Raw genomic sequence first — 20,772 nt, forward strand, 5'->3', positions numbered from 1 at the left:
ATCATGGCAACACGACCGATCAGCCCCGAGGATCATGAGCGCATCGCCGATGCGATCCGCGCTGCCGAATCAAAGACCGACGGCGAGATCTACTGCGTCGTGGCGCATGCCAGCGACGGCTATTTCTTCCCGGCCGCCTTCATGGCGATGCTCGGCATGCTCGTCGTCAGCCTCGCCGTCGGTTATGGGCTGGAAGCCTGGTGGCTGTCGATCCGCTTGCCGCATTTCGTCATCGCCGAGCTTCTAGCGCTTGCCAGTGTGCTCATCCTGTTGTGGGCATTGCCGGCATTGCGCATCCATTTGGTGCCGAGGCGGCTGCGCTACCAGGCCGCCCACGCCAATGCGATGAAGCAGTTCCTCGCCCGCAACGTCCACCGCACCACGGCGCGCACTGGCGTGCTGGTGTTCGTCTCGATTGCCGAGCGCTACGCCGAGGTGGTCGCCGACAGCGGCATCGATTCTCGTGTCGGCCAGCATGTCTGGGACGGTGTCGTCCGCGACCTTACGGCGCATGCCGGCGACGATCGGCTTGCCGACGGGTTCGTCAAGGCGATCCAAGCAGTCGGTGGGGTACTGGCCGAGCATTTTCCGGTCTCGACCGGCGACAGCAACGAACTGGACGACCATCTGATCGAGATTTGATCTCGCCAAAAGCGGTTTCGCAGCGTCTCAAGGACGCACCGTCCGGCTGTGTGAAAGCATCGCTGCGGTTGACCGGACTCTTGCAATCGGGCGCGGCGGGTTTATGGTTAACCAATCATGAATACGCTGAGCATCGACATCAGGAAAGCCGAACCGCGCGATGCAGCCGCCATCGCCGACGTGCATCTCGAGGCCTGGCGCGGCGCCTATTCGGGCATCATCCCGCACCGCACGCTGACATCGATGATCAACCGCCGCGGCGCCGACTGGTGGGCGAATGCCATTCGCCGCGCTGCCACCGTTTTGGTCGTCGAAATCGGCGGCAAAATTGCCGGCTATGCGACGATCGGCAAGAACCGCGCCCGCGAACTCAGGCAGCAGGGCGAGATCTACGAACTTTACCTGCGGCCGGAATATCAAGGCATCGGGCTCGGCAGCCGGCTGTTCTCGGCCGCGCGGGCACGGCTGGCCGACCATGGCCTGAAAGGCATGGTGGTCTGGGCGCTGGAAGACAATCAGAACGCACTTGCCTTCTATGCCGGCGCCGGTGGCCGCGATGTTGCCGAAGGCGTCGAGATCTTCGAGCAGAAGGCGCTGAAGAAGGTCGCTTTCGTCTGGGAATGACGGCCAGCGCATGATCCGGCCGGTTTTCGGTTCGGACGATCTCCCCGTACCATTCGCCGCATTGCACCATTCGCCGTCGCCCGCTATCGATCTGCAATCGAGAGAGGGATAAAGCGATGCGTATCGAAGCGATTGCCAGCGGAAAGAACCCGCCCGAGGACGTCAACGTCATAATCGAGGTCCCGATCGGCGGCGAGCCGATCAAGTACGAGATGGACAAGGAGGCCGGCACGCTGTTCGTCGACCGCTTCCTGCACACTTCGATGCGCTATCCCGGCAATTACGGTTTCGTACCGCATACGCTATCGGGCGACGGCGACCCGATCGACGTATTGGTCTGCAACACGCGCGCGCTGGTGCCAGGCTGCGTCATCAATGTGCGGCCGATCGGCGTGCTGGTGATGGAGGACAATGCCGGCCAGGACGAGAAGGTCATCGCGGTGCCTTCGCCCAAGCTGACCTTGCGCTACGAGGACGTCCACGAATACACGCAATTGCCCGACATCACCCGCCAGCAAGTGCAGCACTTTTTCGAGCACTACAAGGATCTCGAACCCGGCAAATGGGTCAAGATCGAAGGCTGGTACGATGCGGCCTATGCCAAGAAGATGATCGTCGAGGCAATCGAGCGGGCCAGGCGCAAGTAATTATCGGGCGCAAATAATCAGTTGTCGACGCGGCCGAAAGCGGGCGCGTCGCCCAGCACCTCACGCTTGTCCTTGCCGCAGGCGAAGGTGCGTGCCTTCTCGTCGGCAAGCTTGCGCGCCTGATCGTTGGCCGCGGGATTGCCGGTGGCGAGCACAAGGCCGATCGTGCAGCCTTCGTGGGCGTCAGGCTGGGCAACCTTGGCCACAATCAGCACTTCCGTCGACTTGTTCTCGCCCTCGCTATCGCTGATCGAGCGACGATGGATGACGGCGAAAGGAATGGCAGTTTTGCCGTTGGTTTCGATCCGCCACTCGATTTTGGGTCCAGCCGAATTGAGGCCGGAAAAGCTTTCCCAGACCGTGGTCATATCACCGGGTGGAAGGCCGTAGAACAGCGATTCCCGCGCATCGTCGTAGGAAACCAGCACGGGGTAGCCGCGGTAGCCCGAACAGGCGAGATCGGCCCAGTCGCCGTCGCCTTCTTCCGCTTGGGCATAGGTGACGCAGTCCTTCTCCCAATCGAGATCGGTATAGACGCTGGATATGTCGCCGGCCCGGGCCGCCTGGCAGAAACCGGCGAGGGCAAGCGGGATCAAGAGAGCGCGCATGGCGGAACAACTCAGTTCGGGGGGCGCAGCGTACCGTCAAATTTAGCGGCAGCCTAGAGGAAGTCAGGCTGCGCACAGTGGTCTTGTAAAACGGACTACTATTTCTTCAAGCTTGCCTCTATCAGAAGATCGGCGTTGCGGGCCACCGACTGCGCCGGTCCGCCGGCACCGAACAGCTGGCCGCTAATATAGGCGCCCTCGATCAGCAGCAGCAGCCCGTCGCCCAGCGTGTCGGCGTCGCCGGCGCCCATCTCTGCCGCCATGGCATGCAGGCGGCGGCGCAGTTCCTGCTTGTTGGCCTCGCTCACGACGCGGGCCGGATGGCCATGTTCGGGATATTCGACCGCGGCATTGGTCATGCCGCAGCCGCGATAGTCGGGCCTTTGCGTACGCTTGCCGACACGCGTCAGGAAGGCGACGATCTGCGCGCGCGGATCGCCGGGATGGGCATCCACCGCCTCGTCGAAACGCTCCCAGAATTCGAGGTCATAGTGCCGGAGGTAGGATGCGGCCAGCTCGTCCTTGGACGGAAAGCTGCGGTAGAGGCTGGGCTTGGTGACGCCGGCACGCCGCACGATCTCGTCGACGCCGATCGCCCTGATGCCTTGCCGGTAGAACAGATCGCGCGCCACCTGGAGAATCCGTTCGGCGGCGCGAGGCGGCGGTGCGTCATTGGCCTTGATCGTTGGTTCAATGCTTTTCATGCCTGGTCTGCCGATTAGCTGGTTGACAATGTTACCGGTCGGTACGTATGTTTCGCGCTCCTGCAACGTACCGGTCAGTAACATGATAGCTCAATCCCGCCCGTTTGGCCAGCGCTACGCTTTCGTCGTGGTCGCCGTCATCTTCCTTTGCCTGCTGATCGCAGCGGGCCTGCGTTCGGCGCCGGCAGTCATGATGCTGCCGCTGGAGAACAGTTTCGGCTGGCGGCGCGACGTGGTGTCGCTGGCGGCGGCCACCGGCATCTTCCTCTATGGCCTGACCGGGCCGTTTGCCGCGGCGCTGATGGAGCGGATCGGGCTGCGCCGCACCTTGCTTGCCGCGCTGCTGTTGATGTCGGGATCGACCGCGCTCAGCCTGTTGATGACCAAACCGTGGCATCTGCTCCTCACCTGGGGCGTGTTTTCCGGCGTCAGCTCGGGCGCCGTCGCCACCGTGCTCGGCGCGACCATCGTCAACCGCTGGTTCAAGACCAATCGCGGCTTGGTGATGGGACTGATGTCGGCGTCCAGTGCCACCGGGCTGCTGGTCTTCCTGCCGCTGCTCGCCTCGCTCGCCCAGTCGGGCGGCTGGAAGCCGGTCGCCATCGCCATTGCCGTGGCCACCGCCTGCCTGGTGCCGCTGGTCTATATGCTGGTGCCGGAGCGCCCGGCGTCGATCGGCATGGTCCGCTATGGCGCCGATGCCGACGACGTGCCGCCGGTGCCGCCAGCCTCGCAAGGCAATTTCCTTTCGCATACATTGAGCACGCTGCGCCGCGCCGCCGGCACGCGCGTCTTCTGGTATCTGTTCGCCACCTTCTTCGTTTGCGGCTTCACCACCAACGGGTTGGTCGGCACGCATCTGATCGCCTTTTGCGGCGATATGGGCATCGGCGAAGTGCAGGCCGCAGGCCTGCTGTCGATGATGGGCATCTTCGACCTTATCGGCACGACGCTGTCGGGCTGGCTCACCGACCGTTTCGACCCGCGCAAGCTGCTCGGCGTCTATTATGGCATTCGCGGCCTGTCGCTGATCTATCTGCCCTATTCCGGCTTCTCGGCGACCAGCCTGATCATCTTCGCGGTGTTTTACGGACTGGACTGGATCGCCACGGTGCCGCCGACGCTCAGGCTTTCCAACGAGGCGTTCGGCGACCGCAGCGGGCCGATCGTCTTCGGCTGGATCGTCGCCGGCCATCAGGTGGGTGCGGCAACGGCGGCCTTCTTCGGCGGCACCATGCGCGAGCTGCAAGGCAATTACGAGCTTGCCTTCCTGATCGCCGGTATGACGGCAATAGCCGCCGCCTGCATCTCGCTGCTGATCAACACCAGCCGCCCGGCGTTTGATCCGGAACCGCAGGCGGCGTAGGGCGCAATCGGCCGTGCTAATCTCCCCCCTTGGGGGGGAGATGGCCGCGAAGCGGCCAGAGGGGGTCGGTCCAACCGGGCTCGGCCCCTTATCGCCGATGCAAGAGGTCGGTGCTCCGCGCGAGACGACCCCCTTCTGTCGCCTTTGGCGACATCTCCCCCTCAAGGAGGGAGATTCGCCAGCCTGTTCACTGTTATCAAACCTTCATCGTTTCGAAATGTGCCTGAAACATTGAAGCTGGAGCTTGGCGGCGACGTTCAATGCCATCCAGGAGACAGCCATGAACAAGATTTCGATGACGCGGCGCGCTTTCGTCACGTCGGCCAGCGCCGTTGGCCTGGTCGGCGCCTCGGGCCTCGCCCTTCCCTATTACTCGCGCGCCAATCAGCGCCCGGCTTTCACCCATGGCATCCAGTCCGGCGACGTCGACGCCACCAGCGGCATGGTCTGGACACGCACCGACCGGCCGTCGCGCGTCATGTTCGAGGTGTCGCCGACCGAAAGCTTCACCAGTGCCGTCCGCCTGGCGCCGCTCGATACCTCGCCGGCCAGCGATTATACGGTGAAGCGGCTGCTTACCGATCTCGCATCCGACCAGGACATCTTCTACCGCATGGTCGCGGCCGATCTTGCCGACATCAACGCCGTTTCCGAGCCGGTCGTCGGCCGCTTCCGCACGGCACCTGCCTCGAAGCGCGACATTCGCTTTGCCTGGTCGGGCGACACCGCCGGCCAAGGTTGGGGTATCGACGAGACCGGCATGAAGACCTACGCCACCATTGCCAAGCACACGCCCGACTTCTTCCTGCATTCGGGCGATACGATCTATGCCGATGGTGCGATGAAGGACGAGGTCGACCTGCCCAACGGCGGCAAGTGGAAAAACAAAGTGCTGATCGACGAGAAGCGCAAGGTTGCCGAGACGCTGGACGAATACCGGGCGCAGTGGAAATACAACATGATGGACAGGCATGTGCTGGCGCTCAGCGCCATCTGTCCGACCTTCTATCAGTGGGATGACCACGAGGTGCTGAACAACTGGTCGGACTCGAAGGACCTGAGCGCCGACGATCGCTACACTGAAAAATCCATCCATGTGCTGGCGGCACGTGCGGCGCGCGCCTTCCACGAAATGACGACGATCCGTTACGAGCCGTCGGAGCCCGGCCGCGTCTACCGCAAGATCGCCTATGGTCCGCTGCTCGACGTGTTCTTCCTCGACATGCGTTCCTACCGCGGCCCCAACGGTCCGGATATGCAGGAGACGATGACGCCGCAATCGCGCATCCTCGGTGAACAGCAGATCAAGTGGCTGAAGCGTGAATTGGCGAATTCCAACGCAACCTGGAAAATCATCGCCGCCGACATGCCGCTCGGCCTCATCGTCTGGAACGACGGCACCAAGAAGGTAGGGGCCGAGGCGGTCAGCAATGGCGACGATGGCCCGGCCAAGGGGCGTGAGCTGGAAATTGCCGACCTTCTTCGCTATATAAAGAATGCGGGTATCAGCAACACTGTCTGGCTCACCGCAGACGTGCATTACACGGCCGCGCATTACTACAATCCGGACAAGGCGCAATTCCAGGACTTCGATCCGTTTTGGGAATTCGTTTCGGGTCCGATCCATTCCGGCACGTTCGGGCCTAATGGTTTCGATATGACATTCGGCCCGGAGCTGAAGTTCATAAAGGCACCAACTGCCGAACAGGGTCAAAACCTGGCGCCTTCGGCCGGCCTGCAGTTCTTCGGGCTCGTCGAGATCGATGGCGCCACCGAGCAGTTGACGGTGCGGCTGATGGATCGCGACGACAGCGAACTCTACAAGGTCACGCTCGATCCGGTGCGGTCGGCGTGAGCGACGGCGCCACTACCCTCGGGCCAGCCCGAGGGTAGGAACGTATATCAATCGGGATAGCAGACGACGGGAATGTTGGGCCAGACGGCGCTGTCGCATCCGGCATTTTGCTGCCGCTGCTTGAAGGCGGCGCTGACCGGCCCGGTCACCACCGGATCGACGCCATCGGGAGCATCGGCAAAAAGCTGCTCCGCCGACGGCTTGTCGGACGGCAAAGCAGACCGCGTCTCCTTGAACGACGCCGCCGATTGCGCCGCGCCGGCCGCGAGGAGGACGGCAAGCGCGGTACATGCCAAAATCGGCCGGAGTTTGATGCCTATCTCGATCATGAAATTCGAACTGCCCGGACCATGAAAGGTTCCGCCTTGGTTAATAATTCCACTTCACACCAAGACATTTAAGATTTGGTGACTTTATTTGGTGGCTCGCCTCCTCTTTCGCAATTGCGAAAAACCCTGTATGAGCCGCCCAACCGAAAGAGGCAGCGCCTTTTGGCCTGCTGCCTGCAACGCTCCCGAGACCAAAACATGAAAATCCGCAATATCGCGATCATCGCGCACGTCGACCATGGAAAAACCACCCTCGTCGACCAGCTTCTGAAACAGTCCGGCTCGTTCCGCGACAACCAGCGCGTCGCCGAGCGCGCCATGGATTCGAACGACCTCGAAAAGGAACGCGGCATCACCATCCTGGCCAAGGCGACCTCGGTCGACTGGAAGGACACCCGCATCAACATCGTCGACACGCCCGGCCACGCCGACTTCGGCGGCGAGGTTGAGCGCATTCTGTCGATGGTGGATTCGGCCATCGTGCTGGTCGACGCCGCCGAGGGGCCGATGCCGCAGACCAAATTCGTGGTCGGCAAGGCACTCAAGGTTGGACTGAAGCCGATCGTCGTCATCAACAAGATCGACCGGCCAGATGCCCGCCACGTCGAAGTGGTGAATGAGGTGTTCGATCTTTTTGCAGCACTTGACGCTACCGACGAGCAGCTCGACTTCCCTATCCTTTACGGTTCAGGCCGCGACGGCTGGGTCTCGGAAAACCCCGAAGGTCCGAAGGACCAGGCTCTGGCGCCGCTGTTCGACCTCGTCATCAAGCACGTGCCGGCCCCGACCGTTCATCCCGGCCCATTCCGCATGATCGGCACCATCCTGGAAGCCAATCCTTTCCTCGGCCGCATCATCACCGGCCGTATCGAATCCGGCACGCTGAAATCCAACCAGGCGGTCAAGGTGCTGCACCATGACGGCACCCAGGTCGAAACCGGCCGAATCTCGAAAATCCTTGCTTTCCGCGGGCTCGAGCGCCAGCCCATTGACGAAGCGCAGGCGGGCGACATCGTCGCCATCGCCGGCCTGTCGAAAGGCACTGTCGCCGACACCTTCTGCGACCTGTCGGTGACCGAGCCGCTGCACGCGCAGCCGATCGATCCGCCGACTGTGACGATGTCTTTCCTCGTCAACGATTCGCCGCTGGCCGGTACCGAAGGCGACAAGGTGACCAGCCGCGTCATCCGCGACCGCCTGCTGCGCGAGGCCGAAGGCAATGTCGCGCTGAAGATCGAGGAATCACCTGACAAGGATTCGTTCTTCGTTTCCGGCCGCGGCGAATTGCAGCTGGCCGTGCTGATCGAGACGATGCGCCGCGAAGGTTTTGAGATCGCCGTGTCGCGGCCGCGCGTCGTCATGCAGAAGGGCGATAGCGGCGAATTGCTGGAGCCGGTCGAGGAAGTCGTCATCGACGTCGACGAGGAGCATGCCGGCGTCGTCGTGCAGAAGATGTCGGAGCGCAAGGCCGAGATGGTCGAGCTTCGCCCTTCGGGCGGCAATCGCCAGCGCATCGTCTTTCACGCACCGACGCGCGGGTTGATCGGCTACCAGTCGGAACTGTTGACCGACACGCGAGGCACCGCTGTGATGAACCGGCTGTTCCATGCCTATGAACCTTACAAGGGTGAGCTGCCGGGCCGTACCAACGGCGTGCTGATTTCCAACGAACAGGGTGAATCGGTGGCGTACGCCATGTGGAACCTGGAAGACCGCGGCCCGATGGTCATCGACCCCGGCGTCAAGGTCTATCAGGGCATGATCATCGGCATCCATTCCAGGGACAACGACCTCGAAGTCAACGTGCTCAAGGGCAAGAAGCTGACCAACATCCGCGCCGCCGGCAAGGACGAGGCGGTAAAGCTGACACCGCCGATCCGCATGACGCTGGAACGCGCGCTGGCCTGGATCCAGGACGACGAGCTGGTCGAAGTGACGCCGAAGACCATCCGCCTGCGCAAGCTCTATCTCGATCCGAACGAGCGCAAGCGTTTTGAGAAGTCGGCGAAAGTGGTCGGCGCAGCGTAAGAGCTTTTATTCTGGGCGGAATGGAGGGGCGAAACACGCGTTCCTTCCCGCTGAGCGGACACGGCTTGTCGCCAGAAGGAATGTGGCGCCGGCCGCTCAGTGTCTCTTCAGAGGCTACAGCGGAGTCGTCGCAATACCATGATATTTTCGCTCTCTCCTTCTTTGTCACGGTAGTTTAGCTGTGGGTAAAGGCGGGGAAACGGGTGTGGGAAATGCCGTTCAGGCTTTCGTCCGGAGCCTTATGCAAAATGACATGCGGCGAAGGCTCGTTGCTCACAAGAATCTTGTTGGATTTGGCAATGCAGTATTGCCAGCGATCGAGCACGAACTTGCAAGGATCGATCTAGGCAAGGTTTCCCATCACGAAATCGCAACGCTTGTGGCGGGCCTCGCTACTGCTCTGCACGATATCAACGAAGACGCATCCCGACGATATATGTCGGCTTCGCTCGCAAGACCGATAACTCCCCTCATGCGAGCTGCGCTCCGCAGCATCGTCCGCTTTACAATGGACGACTGGCGGCGGTCTTCGGTCGGCGGCATCATTGTTCTGGAGCATGGCAAGCTCGACAGTCGCTTTGAAGCCTCTCGGCACGTTGGCCGCTGGCTCGCAAATGTACCTGAAGCCGATCTGGTTGGCATTTCGCGAATCTACATAATCCCGGAATCTCCCGAGCCCGAATTCGCCGGTACCTACCTCCAGGCGGTATCGGTCATCGAGATTGTCTGGCGACGCCCATCCGAGCACAGGATTGGGAACGCAGTTCGGAGATTCATGATCGAGAAAACGCTCTATCATGAGGTAGGACACCACGCGCTGCAGCATGTCGAATCTGGACAGGATCCTGATCAGGAACGGCAGGCAGACCGTTACGCATGGAAAATGATGGGCAAGGCACATCCCAATCTATCGATGCTTACTCTTCCCTTGCGATTCCTTGGCGCGTTTCACCGAAGGAAAAATGCCAAGGATTTGGAAACAGCTTAGGATTGCGTTTCGGGAAATCGGCGAAAGTGGTCGGCGCGGCGCAAGTTTCTTTGTTGTAGTCTGCAACAACGAGGGAAGGGAGCACTCGTGTGCTCCCTTCCCTCGTTGTTTCATCCGCCGGCAGCCGAGATGATGGCTTCCCGGTCGGGCTCGCCGACGAGATAGACGCGGATCGCCGTTCCCGCCCGCGCTGGCTTGCGCAAGGCTTTGGCTCCGTCCGGACCAACCACCAGCAATCGTTTCTCTTCCCAAACCTGAAGCCGCGATCGCGAGACACCGAGTTCGTTGGCGAGCAACCGGTCGAGCCGCAGCGCTGTCGGCATTTCGAGCCAGAGCTGAAGTTCGAGCGCGCTGGTATTTTCCGGTCTATCCCCGAGCGCCTGCTTATGAACGACGGCTTCGGGAAACTCCTCGACGCGCCCGATACTGCTTCGCAATGCGGCAACATCGAAGGCATGGCGCCGCGCCAGGACCGGATCGTTGCTTTCGAGCGCCTGCAATATTGTCGGTTCGATATCGCGGCGGCTGCAGCGCTCCAGAATGCCGAAATTCCAGGAATTGTCGCAGTCGATGCAGCGGTAGATCAACCAGGCGTCAATGCGCTTGCCGTTGGCATTGACCCGGAATTTGCCGCTGCAGCGATAGCCTCTCAGGCCGCCGCAGCGATTGCAGTTGAGGTGAGGTCGAGGTGCGGTCTTGGGTGTGATCGTCCAGCGGATACGCAGTATCGAAGGCATGCCGAAAAGCCATTCCCGTCGGGAAGTTCGTCAGATCGGCGATATCGAGAACCCATGCGGGGACGGCGTGGCGAGAGACTGCGGCAGTTGGAAATCAGGTGTCGCGGGTGGTTATGCGCGACAGCGATTCAGCAGTGCCAAACCGGTCTCGAACCGCCACCCGAGGAACACATGATGTGAAAATAGGCATCGCGACTGCGACGCCCTGCTCTGTGTTGGGGGAGTTGACGAGACCGGCGGTTACGAAGGCAAAGTGAAGCTCGAAATGATGTCGGGACGACATTTCTAGCCGCGAGGTGCCTGGCCGACAAGCCTTCTTTCGGTGGACGCTACTGTCGTCGGACCAGTTGGGTTATCTTGAACGACCCAAACATTTCAAACGGGATCCGCGTCATGCATTTCACATCGCTTCTGATTTTTGCCGGCGCCCTGCTTGTTGCCGCCGGCTCGCCCGGCCCATCGATCGCCGCTCTTGTGGCGCGGGTCATCGCAAAAGGGTTTCGCGACGTGTTCCCGTTCCTGCTTGCGATGTGGATCGGCGAAGCGATCTGGCTGTCGCTGGCGGTGTTTGGCCTCGCCGTGGTGGCGCAGACGTTCCATTTTGCCTTTGTCGTCGTGAAATGGGTTGGCGTTGCTTATCTCGCCTGGCTGGCCTGGAAGATGTGGACGGCGCCGGTCGAGGCAAAAGAAGGTTCGCTGCCGCGCGAAGATTCGCCCGTCAGACTGTTCTTTGCCGGCATGGCCGTGACGCTCGGCAACCCCAAGATCATGATGTTCTATCTGGCGCTGCTGCCGACCATCATCGACCTCGGTTCGGTCAGCATGGTCGGCTGGATCGAATTGACGGCGACCATGGCAGTGGTCCTGGTCGCCATCGATTTGACATGGGTGCTCGCCGCATCGCAGGCGCGCAAGCTCTTGAGGAGCAAGCGGGCGATGAAAATCGCCAACCGCATCAGCGCCGGTACCATGGCCGGCGCTGCGGCGGCGATCGCCGCGCGGTCTTGAGCCGGGCGCGTCAACCCATTTCGATTATTGGCGCGATCTCGACGCTGAAACCCGGGTCCGTCAAGATAGGACAATCCTTGGCTTTGCCGACGGCATCGTCGATGTCCTTTGCTTCGATGATGGTGTAACCGGCGGTCGGATTGCTGCCGCCATTGTTCTCGACCTTGCCGCCAGGCAGCAGGGTCTTCGACATGCCGACTGGATTGCCGCCGTCGACCACCGCTGAGCCAAGCTTGCCGTACCAGCCGTTCCAGGCATCCATCGCTGCCTTCCGTTCGGCCTCCTCGGTCGGCATCTTGCCCGAGCCGTGATAGACGTAGAGAAATTTCGCCATGTTCTCCTCCTCTGATCGGCGGCATCGAACCGGCATGCGGTCATGCCGCATGCCGATCATCGGACCAAACCGGCAAACAAGCAACGATAATGCGAAGTAGCTAATATAATATGCCGTTGACTCGCAACGGCGGTGCCCTATCGCGCCATCGCATGGTATTCATCGTTCGGCCGCATATCGATTGCCGATGCCAGCCGGTTCGACATGTTGAAGAACGCCGCGGTCGAGGCGACGTCCCAGATGTCGCGGTCGGAAAAGCCGACTTGCCGCAACGCCGCCCGGTCCGCTTCGACGATCTTTGCCGGCTGCCCGGTCAGCTTCACCGCGAATTCGAGCATGGCGCGTTGCCTGTCCGACAGCTTGGCGGCGCGAAAATTCATCACCATCATCTCGCCGAAGGCTGGGTCGCCGGAAAGCTGGCGCACCGCCGCGCCATGCGCGGCCAGGCAATAGTAGCAATGGTTGACCGATGAGACGGCCACCGCGATCATCTCGCGCTCGAGTTTCGACAGGCCGGATTCACCCAGCATCAAATCATTGTACATGTCGGTGAAAGCGCGCAGCTTCTTCTCGTCGAAGGCATAGGCGAGCAGCACGTTGGGAACGAGGCCGAGCTTCTCCCGGCACTTGGTGAAATAGGCCTTGGTCGCGTCGCTCAGCTCCGCCGGTGCCAGGTCAAGCGCGGTGATTTTGTCCGTCATGGCGGATCTCTCCTCTTTTTCGCCAGGCTGCCGGTGAATTCCGACATTTCGTCGCAAGCCGTCAAACCTTTGTCGCCAAATACCCGTCATCTGTTAGCATAGCCGCAAAAACATGTGACGGGAGGGACTCATGGCCAGCGTAAAGTCAGCGAGCCGGTTGAAAAAAGCCGGACTGACGAGGGGTGAAGCCGCGGGTGGTGAAAAGCCCGGCAGGCTTGCCGACTACCTGCTGGCCCGAGCTCCGGCCGAAGATGTCGCCGCCTACGACGTCATCGATCTCGAACGCGCTGCCGAACTCGCCGGCCGCGCAGTGGCCAGGCACAAGAAGGACGACTGCGTCGTTGCCATAGACGTCGATTCCGGTGTCGTCCGCCAGGGCCGGCCGATGACGGTGATCACTGTCGTCAACGACAACATGCCGTTCCTGTTCGATTCCGTCCTCGGCGAGATTACAGAAAGCGCCGGCGAGCCGCTGCTGGTTACCCATCCAGTCATAGTCGTCAGGCACGGCAAGAACGGCGTCGAGGAAATCCTCGGCGATGGCGGTTATGCCAAGGGCGACCACAGCCATGACCGACTGAGCGTCATCCATGTCCATATCGGCCGCCTTTCGGCCGAGCAGGCCGAAGGCCTGGCCGCACGCCTGACGAAACTGCTCGGCCAGGTGCGAGCCGCCGTCACCGACTGGAAGCCGATGCTTGCCCGCCTCGACCAGGCGATCTCGGAATTCCGCTACTCGCCAGTGCCGCTCGACAAGGCCCATGTCACCGAGGCGATCGCCTTCCTCGAATGGCTGCGCGACGACAACTTCACCTTTCTCGGCATGCGCGAATTCAACTATACCGGCGGCGAGACGAGCGGCATGCTCGAGCGCGCCGAAAAGCCCGGCCTCGGCATCCTTTCCGATCCCGACGTGCTGGTGCTCAGACGCGGCACCGAAGCGGTGAGCACGACGCCGGAAATCCGCGCCTTCCTGCATGGGCCGGAACCGCTGATCGTCACCAAGGCCAACGCCAAGTCGTCGGTGCACCGCCGCATCTACCTCGACTACATCGGCGTCAAGACCTACACCGGCAAAGGCGTGCTTTCAGGCGAGCTCCGTATCGTCGGCCTGTTCACCTCGACTGCCTATACGCGCTCGGTGATGAAAATCCCCTATCTGCGCTCGAAGGCGGAAACCGTCATCGCCAAATCCGGCTTCAATCCAAGCGACCATTCCGGCAAGGCATTGATCAACGTGCTGGAGAGCTATCCGCGCGACGAGCTGTTCCAGGTTCCGGTGCCGATCCTGCGCAAGCATGCCGAAGCCATACTGGGCTTGATCGAGCGGCCGCGCGTCAGGGCATTGGTGCGTGTCGACCAGTTCGACCGCTTCGTCTCCGTGCTCGTCTTCGTGCCGCGCGACCGCTACGACAGCGTCGTGCGCGAGAAGATCGGCACCTATCTGAAGACCGTCTTCGAAGGCCGGCTGTCCGCCTATTACCCGGCCTTCCCGGAAGGCGGGCTGGCGCGCGTCCATTTCATCATCGGCCGCTCCGGCGGCAAGACGCCGAAGGTCGAGCAGGCAACGATCGAGGCGGCGATCCGCGACATCGTACGGACTTGGGACGATGCCCTGCGCGAGACCGCGACCGAGACCGGCGCCGATGCGAGACTCACGGCCATCGCCTCGCGTTTTTCGGAAAGCTATCGCGACAGTTTTCGGCCGGGCGTGGCGCTGGCCGATGCCGGGCGCATCGCCAAGCTCGATGCGTCAAATCCGATCGCCATCGACTATTACCGTCACGCCGACCAGAAGCCGCATCAGGCGGCACTGAAGATCTATCACCATGGCAGCCCGGTGGCGCTGTCGCGGCGCGTGCCCGTGCTGGAAAACATTGGTTTCCGCGTCATCAGCGAGCGCACTTTCGAGGTCGGCGACAATCAATCCGGCACGATCAATAGTGATCAGCCCGGCATGGTCTTCATCCACGACATGGAACTCGAGAACAGCTACGGCAGGCCGATCGACCTCGGCAATGGCGGCGCGCTGTTCGAGGATGCGTTCCTTTCCGTCTGGCGCGGTGATGTCGACAATGACGGCTATAACGGCCTTGCCCAGACCGCCGGCCTGTGGTCGGGCGAGATCACCGTCCTGCGCGCCTATGGCCGCTATCTCCAGCAGGCCGGCATCCCGCAGAGCCAGGATTTCATCGCCGCCGCGCTCAACCGTTATCCCGAGATCGCCCGCGACCTGCATGCGCTGTTTGTCGCCCGCCTCGGCGCGACGGCCGAGACGGAAGGCGTCGTTCAGGCCAAACATCTGAAAGCCAAGATCACGGATGCGCTGGAAGACGTTCCCAACATTGACGACGACACCATCATCCGCCGTTATCTGAACCTGATCGAAGCCTCGCTGCGCACCAATCATTTCGTTGCCGATACGAAACAGAAAGGCCAATCGCTGGCGATCAAGCTCGATTCGCAATCGGTCGACGGGCTGCCGGCGCCGCGGCCATGGCGGGAGATTTTCGTCTACGGCTCCGAGGTCGAGGGTGTGCATCTGCGCTTCGGCCCGGTCGCGCGCGGCGGCCTGCGCTGGTCGGACCGTGCGCAGGACTATCGCACCGAGGTGCTCGGCCTGGTCAAGGCACAGCAGGTCAAGAATGCGGTGATCGTGCCGGTTGGCGCCAAGGGCGGCTTCTACCCGAAAAAGCTGCCGATGAGCGCCGGGCGCGACGCAATTTTCGAGGCCGGCACGGCCGCCTACAAGAATTACGTTTCCAGCCTGTTGTCGATCACCGACAATATCGGGCTGGATGGCGTCATCCCGCCAGCCGGCGTCGTGCGGCGCGATCAGGATGATCCGTATTTCGTCGTCGCCGCGGACAAGGGCACGGCGACCTTCTCGGACATCGCCAACGCCATCAGCGAAAGGCACGGCTTCTGGCTCGACGACGCTTTCGCCAGCGGCGGTTCGGCCGGCTACGACCACAAGAAGATGGGCATCACCGCCAAGGGCGCCTGGGAAGCGGTCAAGCGGCATTTCCGCGAGATGAACCGCGACATCCAAACCACGCCGTTCACCGTCGTCGGCGTTGGCGACATGTCGGGCGACGTGTTCGGCAACGGCATGCTGCTGTCGGAGCAGACCCGGCTGATCGCCGCCTTCGATCATCGCGACATCTTCATCGATCCCGATCCCGACATGGCCGCTTCGATGGCCGAGCGCCGGCGTATGTTCGCTCTCGCTCGCTCAAGCTGGCAGGATTACGACAAGACGAAGCTGTCCGAAGGCGGCATCATCGTCTCGCGCAGCCAGAAGTCGATCACCTTGCCGGCCGCCGCGGCTGCAGCTATCGGCCTCGGCAAGACAACGGCCACGCCGGTCGAGATCATGAGTGCCATCCTCAAGGCGCCGGCAGATCTTTTGTGGTTCGGCGGCATCGGCACCTATGTCAGGGCATCGGGCGAGACCAACCAGGACGTCGGCGACCGTGCCAATGACGCGATCCGCATCACCGCACTCGACCTGCGTGCCAAGGTCATCGGTGAAGGCGCCAATCTCGGCGTCACACAGCGGGCGCGCATCGAATTCGGATTGAATGGCGGCCGCTGCAACTCAGATGCGATCGACAATTCGGGCGGCGTGAACTGCTCAGACGTCGAGGTCAACATCAAGATCGCGCTGGCTTCCGCCATGCGGAAGGGTTCGCTGACGCGGCCGTCGCGCAACAAATTGCTGGCCGAGATGACCGACGAGGTCAGCGCCCTGGTGCTGTCCAACAATTACCAGCAGACGCTGGCGCTGTCCCTTGCTCGCAAGCGCGGCCTTGCCGACATTGCCCATCAGAGCCGCTTCATGGAGGCGCTCGAGGCGCGCGGGCTGCTCGACCGTGCCGTCGAGACGCTGCCGTCGCCGACGGCTCTTTCCGAGCGCGAAGCGCGCGGCGAGCCGCTCACCCGGGCCGAGCTCGGCGTGCTGCTTGCCTATGCCAAGATCGTGCTGTTTTCCGATATCGTCGCCAGCGAGGTGCCGGACGATCCGCATTTCGACCACGACCTGATGGGTTATTTTCCCGACCGCATGGCAAAGAAATATGCGGCGGAAATCCACGGCCATCGCCTGCGCCGCGAGATCATCGCCCGTGCCGTCGCCAATGACCTGGTCAATCGCGGCGGCCCGTCCTTCGTCAACAGGCTGCAGGAAGCGACCGGGCGCAGTGCCGCCGATGTCGTGCGCACCTTCGCCGTGGTGCGGGATGGCTTTGCGCTGCCGGCGCTGTATCGCCAGATCGACGCGCTCGACAACCGGATCGACGGACAGATCCAGCTCGACCTCTATCAGGCGGTCAGCCGGCTGATCTATGTGACCAGCGGCTGGTACCTGAAGAACGATGCCGGCACCGCACCACTCGGGCAGCGGATCACCGAGTTGCAGGATGCGCGCAAGGCGCTGGAGCCGAAGCTCGTTGCGCTGTTGCCGGCCTTCTCGCGCGAGCGGATCGAGGAGCGGCGGCACAGCCTGTCGAAGGGCGGCGCGCCCGAGAGCCTGGCCGAGCAACTGGCGTTGCCCGATGTGGCGGAACTCATCCCCGACATTGCGCTGACGGCGCGGACGGCAAATGCCGGCATCGTCGCTGCCGCCAAGGCGTTTTTTGCAGTCAGCGATGTCTTCCGCATACCGCGCGTCGAAGATGCGGCGCGCTCGATCACGCCCTCGGATTATTACGATCAACTGGCGCTTTCGCGCGCCACCGACACGATCGGCGCCGCCAGGCGCGGCATCGCGGTGGCGGCACTCACCAGTCATGCCGAGGCGGCGGATCCGGTGACAGCATGGTTGGAGGCGGGCGGCGAACGGGTCGGACGCATCCGCGAGCGGCTGCAGGCTCTGACCGAGGGCGGCGACATCACCGTGTCGCGGCTGTCGGTGGCGTCCGGCCTGATGAGCGATCTGACAGGGCTGTGAGACGTCTTCCACATCGCGCGGGATTGCCGGGAAGAACTACGCCATAGAGCGAACAGCGCCCTGCGTTGGGGGGCGCCGGAGCATGATCCCAAAAAGTGACGATCGGCTTTTGGACAAGATCGTGCTCAACAACAAGACGGAGCATCATTCCGATTCGATCGGCATGAAGCAAGCTCCAGCGGAGGGGACATGGCTGAGATGGCAGTGCAGCGGGCATCGGGACGCGGCATCTGGGGATGGATGCTGTTCGACTGGGCGGCACAGCCGTTTTTCACGGTCGTTACCACCTTCATCTTCGGTCCTTATTTCGTCTCGCGCATGGCCAGCAATCCAGAGACCGGGCAAGCGGCCTGGGGCTACGGCATTGCCGCCGCCGGCCTCGTCATTGCCGTTTTGTCGCCGGTCCTCGGCTCGATCGCCGATCAGACCGGACCACGCAAACCGTGGATAGCCTTCTTCGCCGCGGTTAAAATCACCTGCCTCACCCTGCTGTGGTTCGCCGCGCCCGGCTCTAATCTTTTTCTGGTCGTGGCGTTGTTCTCGCTGGCGTCGGTCGCGGCGGAATTCTCGACTGTGTTCAATGATTCGATGATGCCCCGCCTGGTGCCGAAGAGCGACATCGGCAGGATCTCGAACATGGCCCGGGGACTCGGCTATCTCGGCGGCATGATCGCACTGATCTTCGTCGTTACCGTCATGGCCGGCTCGCCTGAAACCGGCAAGACCGTCGTTGGGCTCGACCCGATCTTCGGCCTCGACCCCAGGCTCGGCGAGGACGCGCGCGCTACCGGGCCGTTGTCGGCGGCCTGGTATTTCCTGTTCATCCTGCCGATGTTCTTCTTCACGCCTGATGCGATCAAAGGCATTCCAATCGGGCCGGCGGTGCGCGAAGGCCTGTCGGAACTGAAGTCGACGCTGGCCGAAGTGCGCAAGCGCAGCGGCATTTTTCGCTTTCTCGTCGCCCGCATGATCTATCAGGACGGCGTCAATGCACTGCTGGCGCTGGGCGGAACGTTTGCGGCGGCAATGTTCCATTGGTCGATTACCGAGATCGGCCTGTTCGGCATCATCCTCAACGTCGTTGCCATCGTCGGCTGCCTGGTTGCCGCACGCCTCGACACAGCACTGGGTTCCAAGACCATAGTGATGATTTCGCTGGTCATGCTAAGCATCGCTACGCTCGGCATCGTCTCGACCGGCCCGGGCTATACGCTGTTCGGCGCCTGGGTGATGCCCGGACTGGACGGCGGCGGATTGTTCGGCACGGCGGCGGAAAAAGCCTACATTTTCTACGGCCTGCTGATCGGGCTTGCTTTCGGGCCGGTGCAGGCATCGTCGCGCTCCTACATGGCGCGCAGCGTCTCCGCTGCCGAATCGGGCCGCTATTTCGGCATCTATGCGCTGGCCGGCCGGGCAACCAGTTTTGCCGCACCCTTCATGGTGGCCACGATCACCCTGGCCAGCGGCTCGGCGCGGCTCGGCATGGCGGCGATCGTGCTGTTCCTTGGCGCCGGCATGGCGATCCTGATCGGCACGCCCTATCCGGCGGATCGGCCGGCGGAGTGAGCTGCTCTTGCCTTCTCCCGCAGCGGGGGTAACGCGTTCAATGCCGGAAATGCCTCACTCCGGTGAAGACCATGGCAATGCCGTGAGCGTCGGCGGCGGCGATGACATCGTCGTCGCGCATCGAGCCGCCGGGCTGGATGACGGCTGTGGCGCCGGCTTCGATTGCCGACAAAAGCCCATCAGCGAACGGGAAAAAGGCATCCGAGGCGACGACCGAGCCCCTGGTCAAAGGCTCCGTCAGGCCGGCAGCTTCGGCCGCGTCGAGCGCCTTGCGCGCCGCGATGCGCGAGGAATCGACCCGGCTCATCTGGCCGGCGCCGATGCCGACTGTAGCGCCATCCCTGGCATAGACGATGGCGTTCGACTTGACGTGCTTTGCCACGCGAAAAGCGAATTTCAGATCGGCCAATTCGGCCGGCGTCGGAACGCGCCTGGTCACCACTTTCAGCTCGAGGTCATCCACCACCGCGTTGTCGCGGCCCTGGACCAGCAAACCGCCAGCAACCGATTTCAAGCCAAGGCCCGCCGCGCGCGGGTCGGGCAGGCCGCCGGTGACCAGCAGGCGTAGGTTCTTCTTGGCGGCAATGATGCGGACTGCTTCTTCGGACGCCTCCGGTGCGATGATCACTTCGGTAAAGGTCTTGACGATCTCTTCGGCGGTTCCGGCATCGAGGATGCGGTTCATGGCGACGATGCCGCCGAAGGCCGAGACCGGATCGCAGGCCAGCGCCTTGGCATAGGCCGCCTGCAGCGAAGCGTCCTCAGCGACGCCGCACGGGTTGGCGTGCTTGATGATGGCAATTGCTGCGGAGCGCGACGGGTCGAACTCGCCGACCAGCTCGAAGGCAGCGTCGGTGTCGTTGATGTTGTTGTAGGAAAGCTGCTTGCCCTGAAGCTGGCGCGCCGTGGCGACGCCCGGCCGCCTGTCGCCGTTGACATAGAAGCCGGCGCCCTGATGCGGGTTTTCGCCATAGCGCATCACCGACTGCAGCTTGCCGCCGAAGGCGCGCCATGTCGGATGCTCGATCTCAAGCGCCTCGGCGAACCATCCCGAGATCGCCGCATCGTAGGTGGCGGTGCGGGCAAAGGCCTTGGCTGCCAGCTTTTTGCGGAAATCCAGCGACAACGACCCGAAATTCATCTCCAGCGCGTTGAGCACCGAGGCATAGTCATCGGGATCGGTAACGATGCCGACATAGGCGTGGTTCTTGGCCGAGGCACGGATCATCGCCGGGCCGCCGATGTCGATGTTCTCGACGATCGCCGCGTAGTCGGCGCCGGAGCGACGCACCTCTTCGAACGGATAGAGATTGGAGACGACGAGATCGATCGGCTCGATGCCGTGGTCGCGCATCGCTGCGGCGTGCTCGGGATCGTCGCGCACGCCAAGCAGTGCGCCATGCACCGACGGGTGCAGCGTCTTGACGCGGCCGTCCATGATCTCGGGAAAGCCGGTGAGCTCGGACACGTCGCGCACCGCCATGCCTGCCTCGGCAAGCGCCCTTGCGGTGCCGCCGGTCGAGACTAGCTCGACGCCGGCCGAAGCCAGCGCCCTGGCGAAATCGATCAGGCCGGTCTTATCAAAGACGGAAAGGAGCGCGCGACGGATGGGTACAAGGTCGGGCGCGGGAATGTTCTTGGCGGCGACGGCCATGGGCTGGCGGCCTTTCCAGTTCTGGTTGGA

At 62.5% G+C, this 20,772-nt stretch carries 17 protein-coding genes; 10 read left to right on the top strand and 7 right to left on the bottom strand.

Annotated elements, in window-relative coordinates:
• Positions 1-3 precede the first annotated feature (3 nt).
• From NKH93_RS28165 to ppa, 3 genes are all read left to right on the top strand, one after another.
• Positions 4-642 (top strand): TPM domain-containing protein, encoded by a 639-nt coding sequence (locus NKH93_RS28165; RefSeq protein ID WP_352474681.1) that lies wholly within the window; start codon positions 4-6, stop codon positions 640-642.
• Positions 643-759: 117 nt separating this feature from the next.
• Positions 760-1,266, top strand: a complete 507-nt coding sequence (locus NKH93_RS28170) for a GNAT family N-acetyltransferase (RefSeq protein ID WP_023678138.1) — start codon at positions 760-762, stop codon at positions 1,264-1,266.
• A 116-nt stretch (positions 1,267-1,382) separates the two neighbouring features.
• The gene (gene ppa, locus NKH93_RS28175) at positions 1,383-1,913 is read left to right on the top strand and encodes an inorganic diphosphatase (RefSeq protein ID WP_352451245.1); all 531 of its coding nucleotides are present in this window, start codon (positions 1,383-1,385) and stop codon (positions 1,911-1,913) included.
• A gap of 17 nt (positions 1,914-1,930) precedes the next feature.
• Here the strand turns inward: ppa and NKH93_RS28180 are convergent, their stop codons facing one another.
• Positions 1,931-2,521, bottom strand: a complete 591-nt coding sequence (locus NKH93_RS28180; RefSeq protein WP_352973675.1) for a hypothetical protein — start codon at positions 2,519-2,521, stop codon at positions 1,931-1,933.
• Between the two features lie 98 nt (positions 2,522-2,619).
• Positions 2,620-3,225 carry a TetR/AcrR family transcriptional regulator gene (locus tag NKH93_RS28185; RefSeq protein WP_352973676.1) on the bottom strand — a complete coding sequence of 202 codons (606 nt, stop codon included), beginning with the start codon at positions 3,223-3,225 and terminating at the stop codon, positions 2,620-2,622.
• 82 nt (positions 3,226-3,307) lie between these two features.
• On the opposite strand from NKH93_RS28185, the gene NKH93_RS28190 reads away from it, so the two are divergent.
• Together NKH93_RS28190 and NKH93_RS28195 are read left to right on the top strand one after the other, a co-directional pair.
• Entirely contained in the window at positions 3,308-4,591 is a 1,284-nt protein-coding gene (locus NKH93_RS28190) for an MFS transporter (RefSeq protein WP_352474677.1), read from the top strand.
• Between the two features lie 280 nt (positions 4,592-4,871).
• A complete protein-coding gene (locus NKH93_RS28195; RefSeq protein WP_352973677.1) occupies positions 4,872-6,446 on the top strand; it encodes an alkaline phosphatase D family protein in 1,575 nt (524 codons plus the stop codon).
• 47 nt (positions 6,447-6,493) lie between these two features.
• Here NKH93_RS28195 and NKH93_RS28200 read toward each other — a convergent pair whose 3' ends face one another.
• Positions 6,494-6,775 carry a hypothetical protein gene (locus NKH93_RS28200; protein ID WP_352451242.1) on the bottom strand — a complete coding sequence of 94 codons (282 nt, stop codon included), beginning with the start codon at positions 6,773-6,775 and terminating at the stop codon, positions 6,494-6,496.
• Positions 6,776-6,973: 198 nt separating this feature from the next.
• On the opposite strand from NKH93_RS28200, the gene typA reads away from it, so the two are divergent.
• Both typA and NKH93_RS28210 read left to right on the top strand, forming a co-directional pair.
• On the top strand, positions 6,974-8,803 hold the full coding sequence (gene typA, locus NKH93_RS28205) for a translational GTPase TypA (protein ID WP_352451241.1): 1,830 nt from the start codon (positions 6,974-6,976) through the stop codon (positions 8,801-8,803).
• Positions 8,804-9,044: 241 nt separating this feature from the next.
• Complete coding sequence (locus NKH93_RS28210; protein WP_352973678.1) at positions 9,045-9,791, top strand: M48 family metalloprotease; 747 nt, start codon at positions 9,045-9,047, stop codon at positions 9,789-9,791.
• Positions 9,792-9,901: 110 nt separating this feature from the next.
• Here the strand turns inward: NKH93_RS28210 and NKH93_RS28215 are convergent, their stop codons facing one another.
• On the bottom strand, positions 9,902-10,528 hold the full coding sequence (locus tag NKH93_RS28215; RefSeq protein WP_352973679.1) for a DUF1062 domain-containing protein: 627 nt from the start codon (positions 10,526-10,528) through the stop codon (positions 9,902-9,904).
• A 393-nt stretch (positions 10,529-10,921) separates the two neighbouring features.
• On the opposite strand from NKH93_RS28215, the gene NKH93_RS28220 reads away from it, so the two are divergent.
• The gene (locus NKH93_RS28220; protein ID WP_352973680.1) at positions 10,922-11,536 is read left to right on the top strand and encodes a LysE family translocator; all 615 of its coding nucleotides are present in this window, start codon (positions 10,922-10,924) and stop codon (positions 11,534-11,536) included.
• A 10-nt stretch (positions 11,537-11,546) separates the two neighbouring features.
• Here the strand turns inward: NKH93_RS28220 and NKH93_RS28225 are convergent, their stop codons facing one another.
• Together NKH93_RS28225 and NKH93_RS28230 are read right to left on the bottom strand one after the other, a co-directional pair.
• Positions 11,547-11,870, bottom strand: coding sequence for a YciI family protein (locus NKH93_RS28225; RefSeq protein ID WP_023678126.1), 324 nt, complete (start codon positions 11,868-11,870; stop codon positions 11,547-11,549).
• Between the two features lie 137 nt (positions 11,871-12,007).
• Complete coding sequence (locus NKH93_RS28230; protein ID WP_352683681.1) at positions 12,008-12,571, bottom strand: peroxidase-related enzyme; 564 nt, start codon at positions 12,569-12,571, stop codon at positions 12,008-12,010.
• A gap of 130 nt (positions 12,572-12,701) precedes the next feature.
• Here NKH93_RS28230 and NKH93_RS28235 point away from each other — a divergent pair, with 130 nt between their 5' ends.
• Together NKH93_RS28235 and NKH93_RS28240 are read left to right on the top strand one after the other, a co-directional pair.
• Complete coding sequence (locus NKH93_RS28235) at positions 12,702-17,522, top strand: NAD-glutamate dehydrogenase (RefSeq protein ID WP_352973681.1); 4,821 nt, start codon at positions 12,702-12,704, stop codon at positions 17,520-17,522.
• A gap of 189 nt (positions 17,523-17,711) precedes the next feature.
• A complete protein-coding gene (locus NKH93_RS28240) occupies positions 17,712-19,088 on the top strand; it encodes an MFS transporter (RefSeq protein WP_352973682.1) in 1,377 nt (458 codons plus the stop codon).
• A gap of 37 nt (positions 19,089-19,125) precedes the next feature.
• Here NKH93_RS28240 and purH read toward each other — a convergent pair whose 3' ends face one another.
• Positions 19,126-20,742: a bifunctional phosphoribosylaminoimidazolecarboxamide formyltransferase/IMP cyclohydrolase gene (purH, locus tag NKH93_RS28245; RefSeq protein WP_352973683.1), complete on the bottom strand. Its 1,617-nt coding sequence runs from the start codon at positions 20,740-20,742 to the stop codon at positions 19,126-19,128.
• Between the last annotated feature and the right edge of the window lie 30 nt (positions 20,743-20,772).

It is taken from the genome of Mesorhizobium sp. M0954 (assembly GCF_040319155.1).
Classification (GTDB): domain Bacteria; phylum Pseudomonadota; class Alphaproteobacteria; order Rhizobiales; family Rhizobiaceae; genus Mesorhizobium.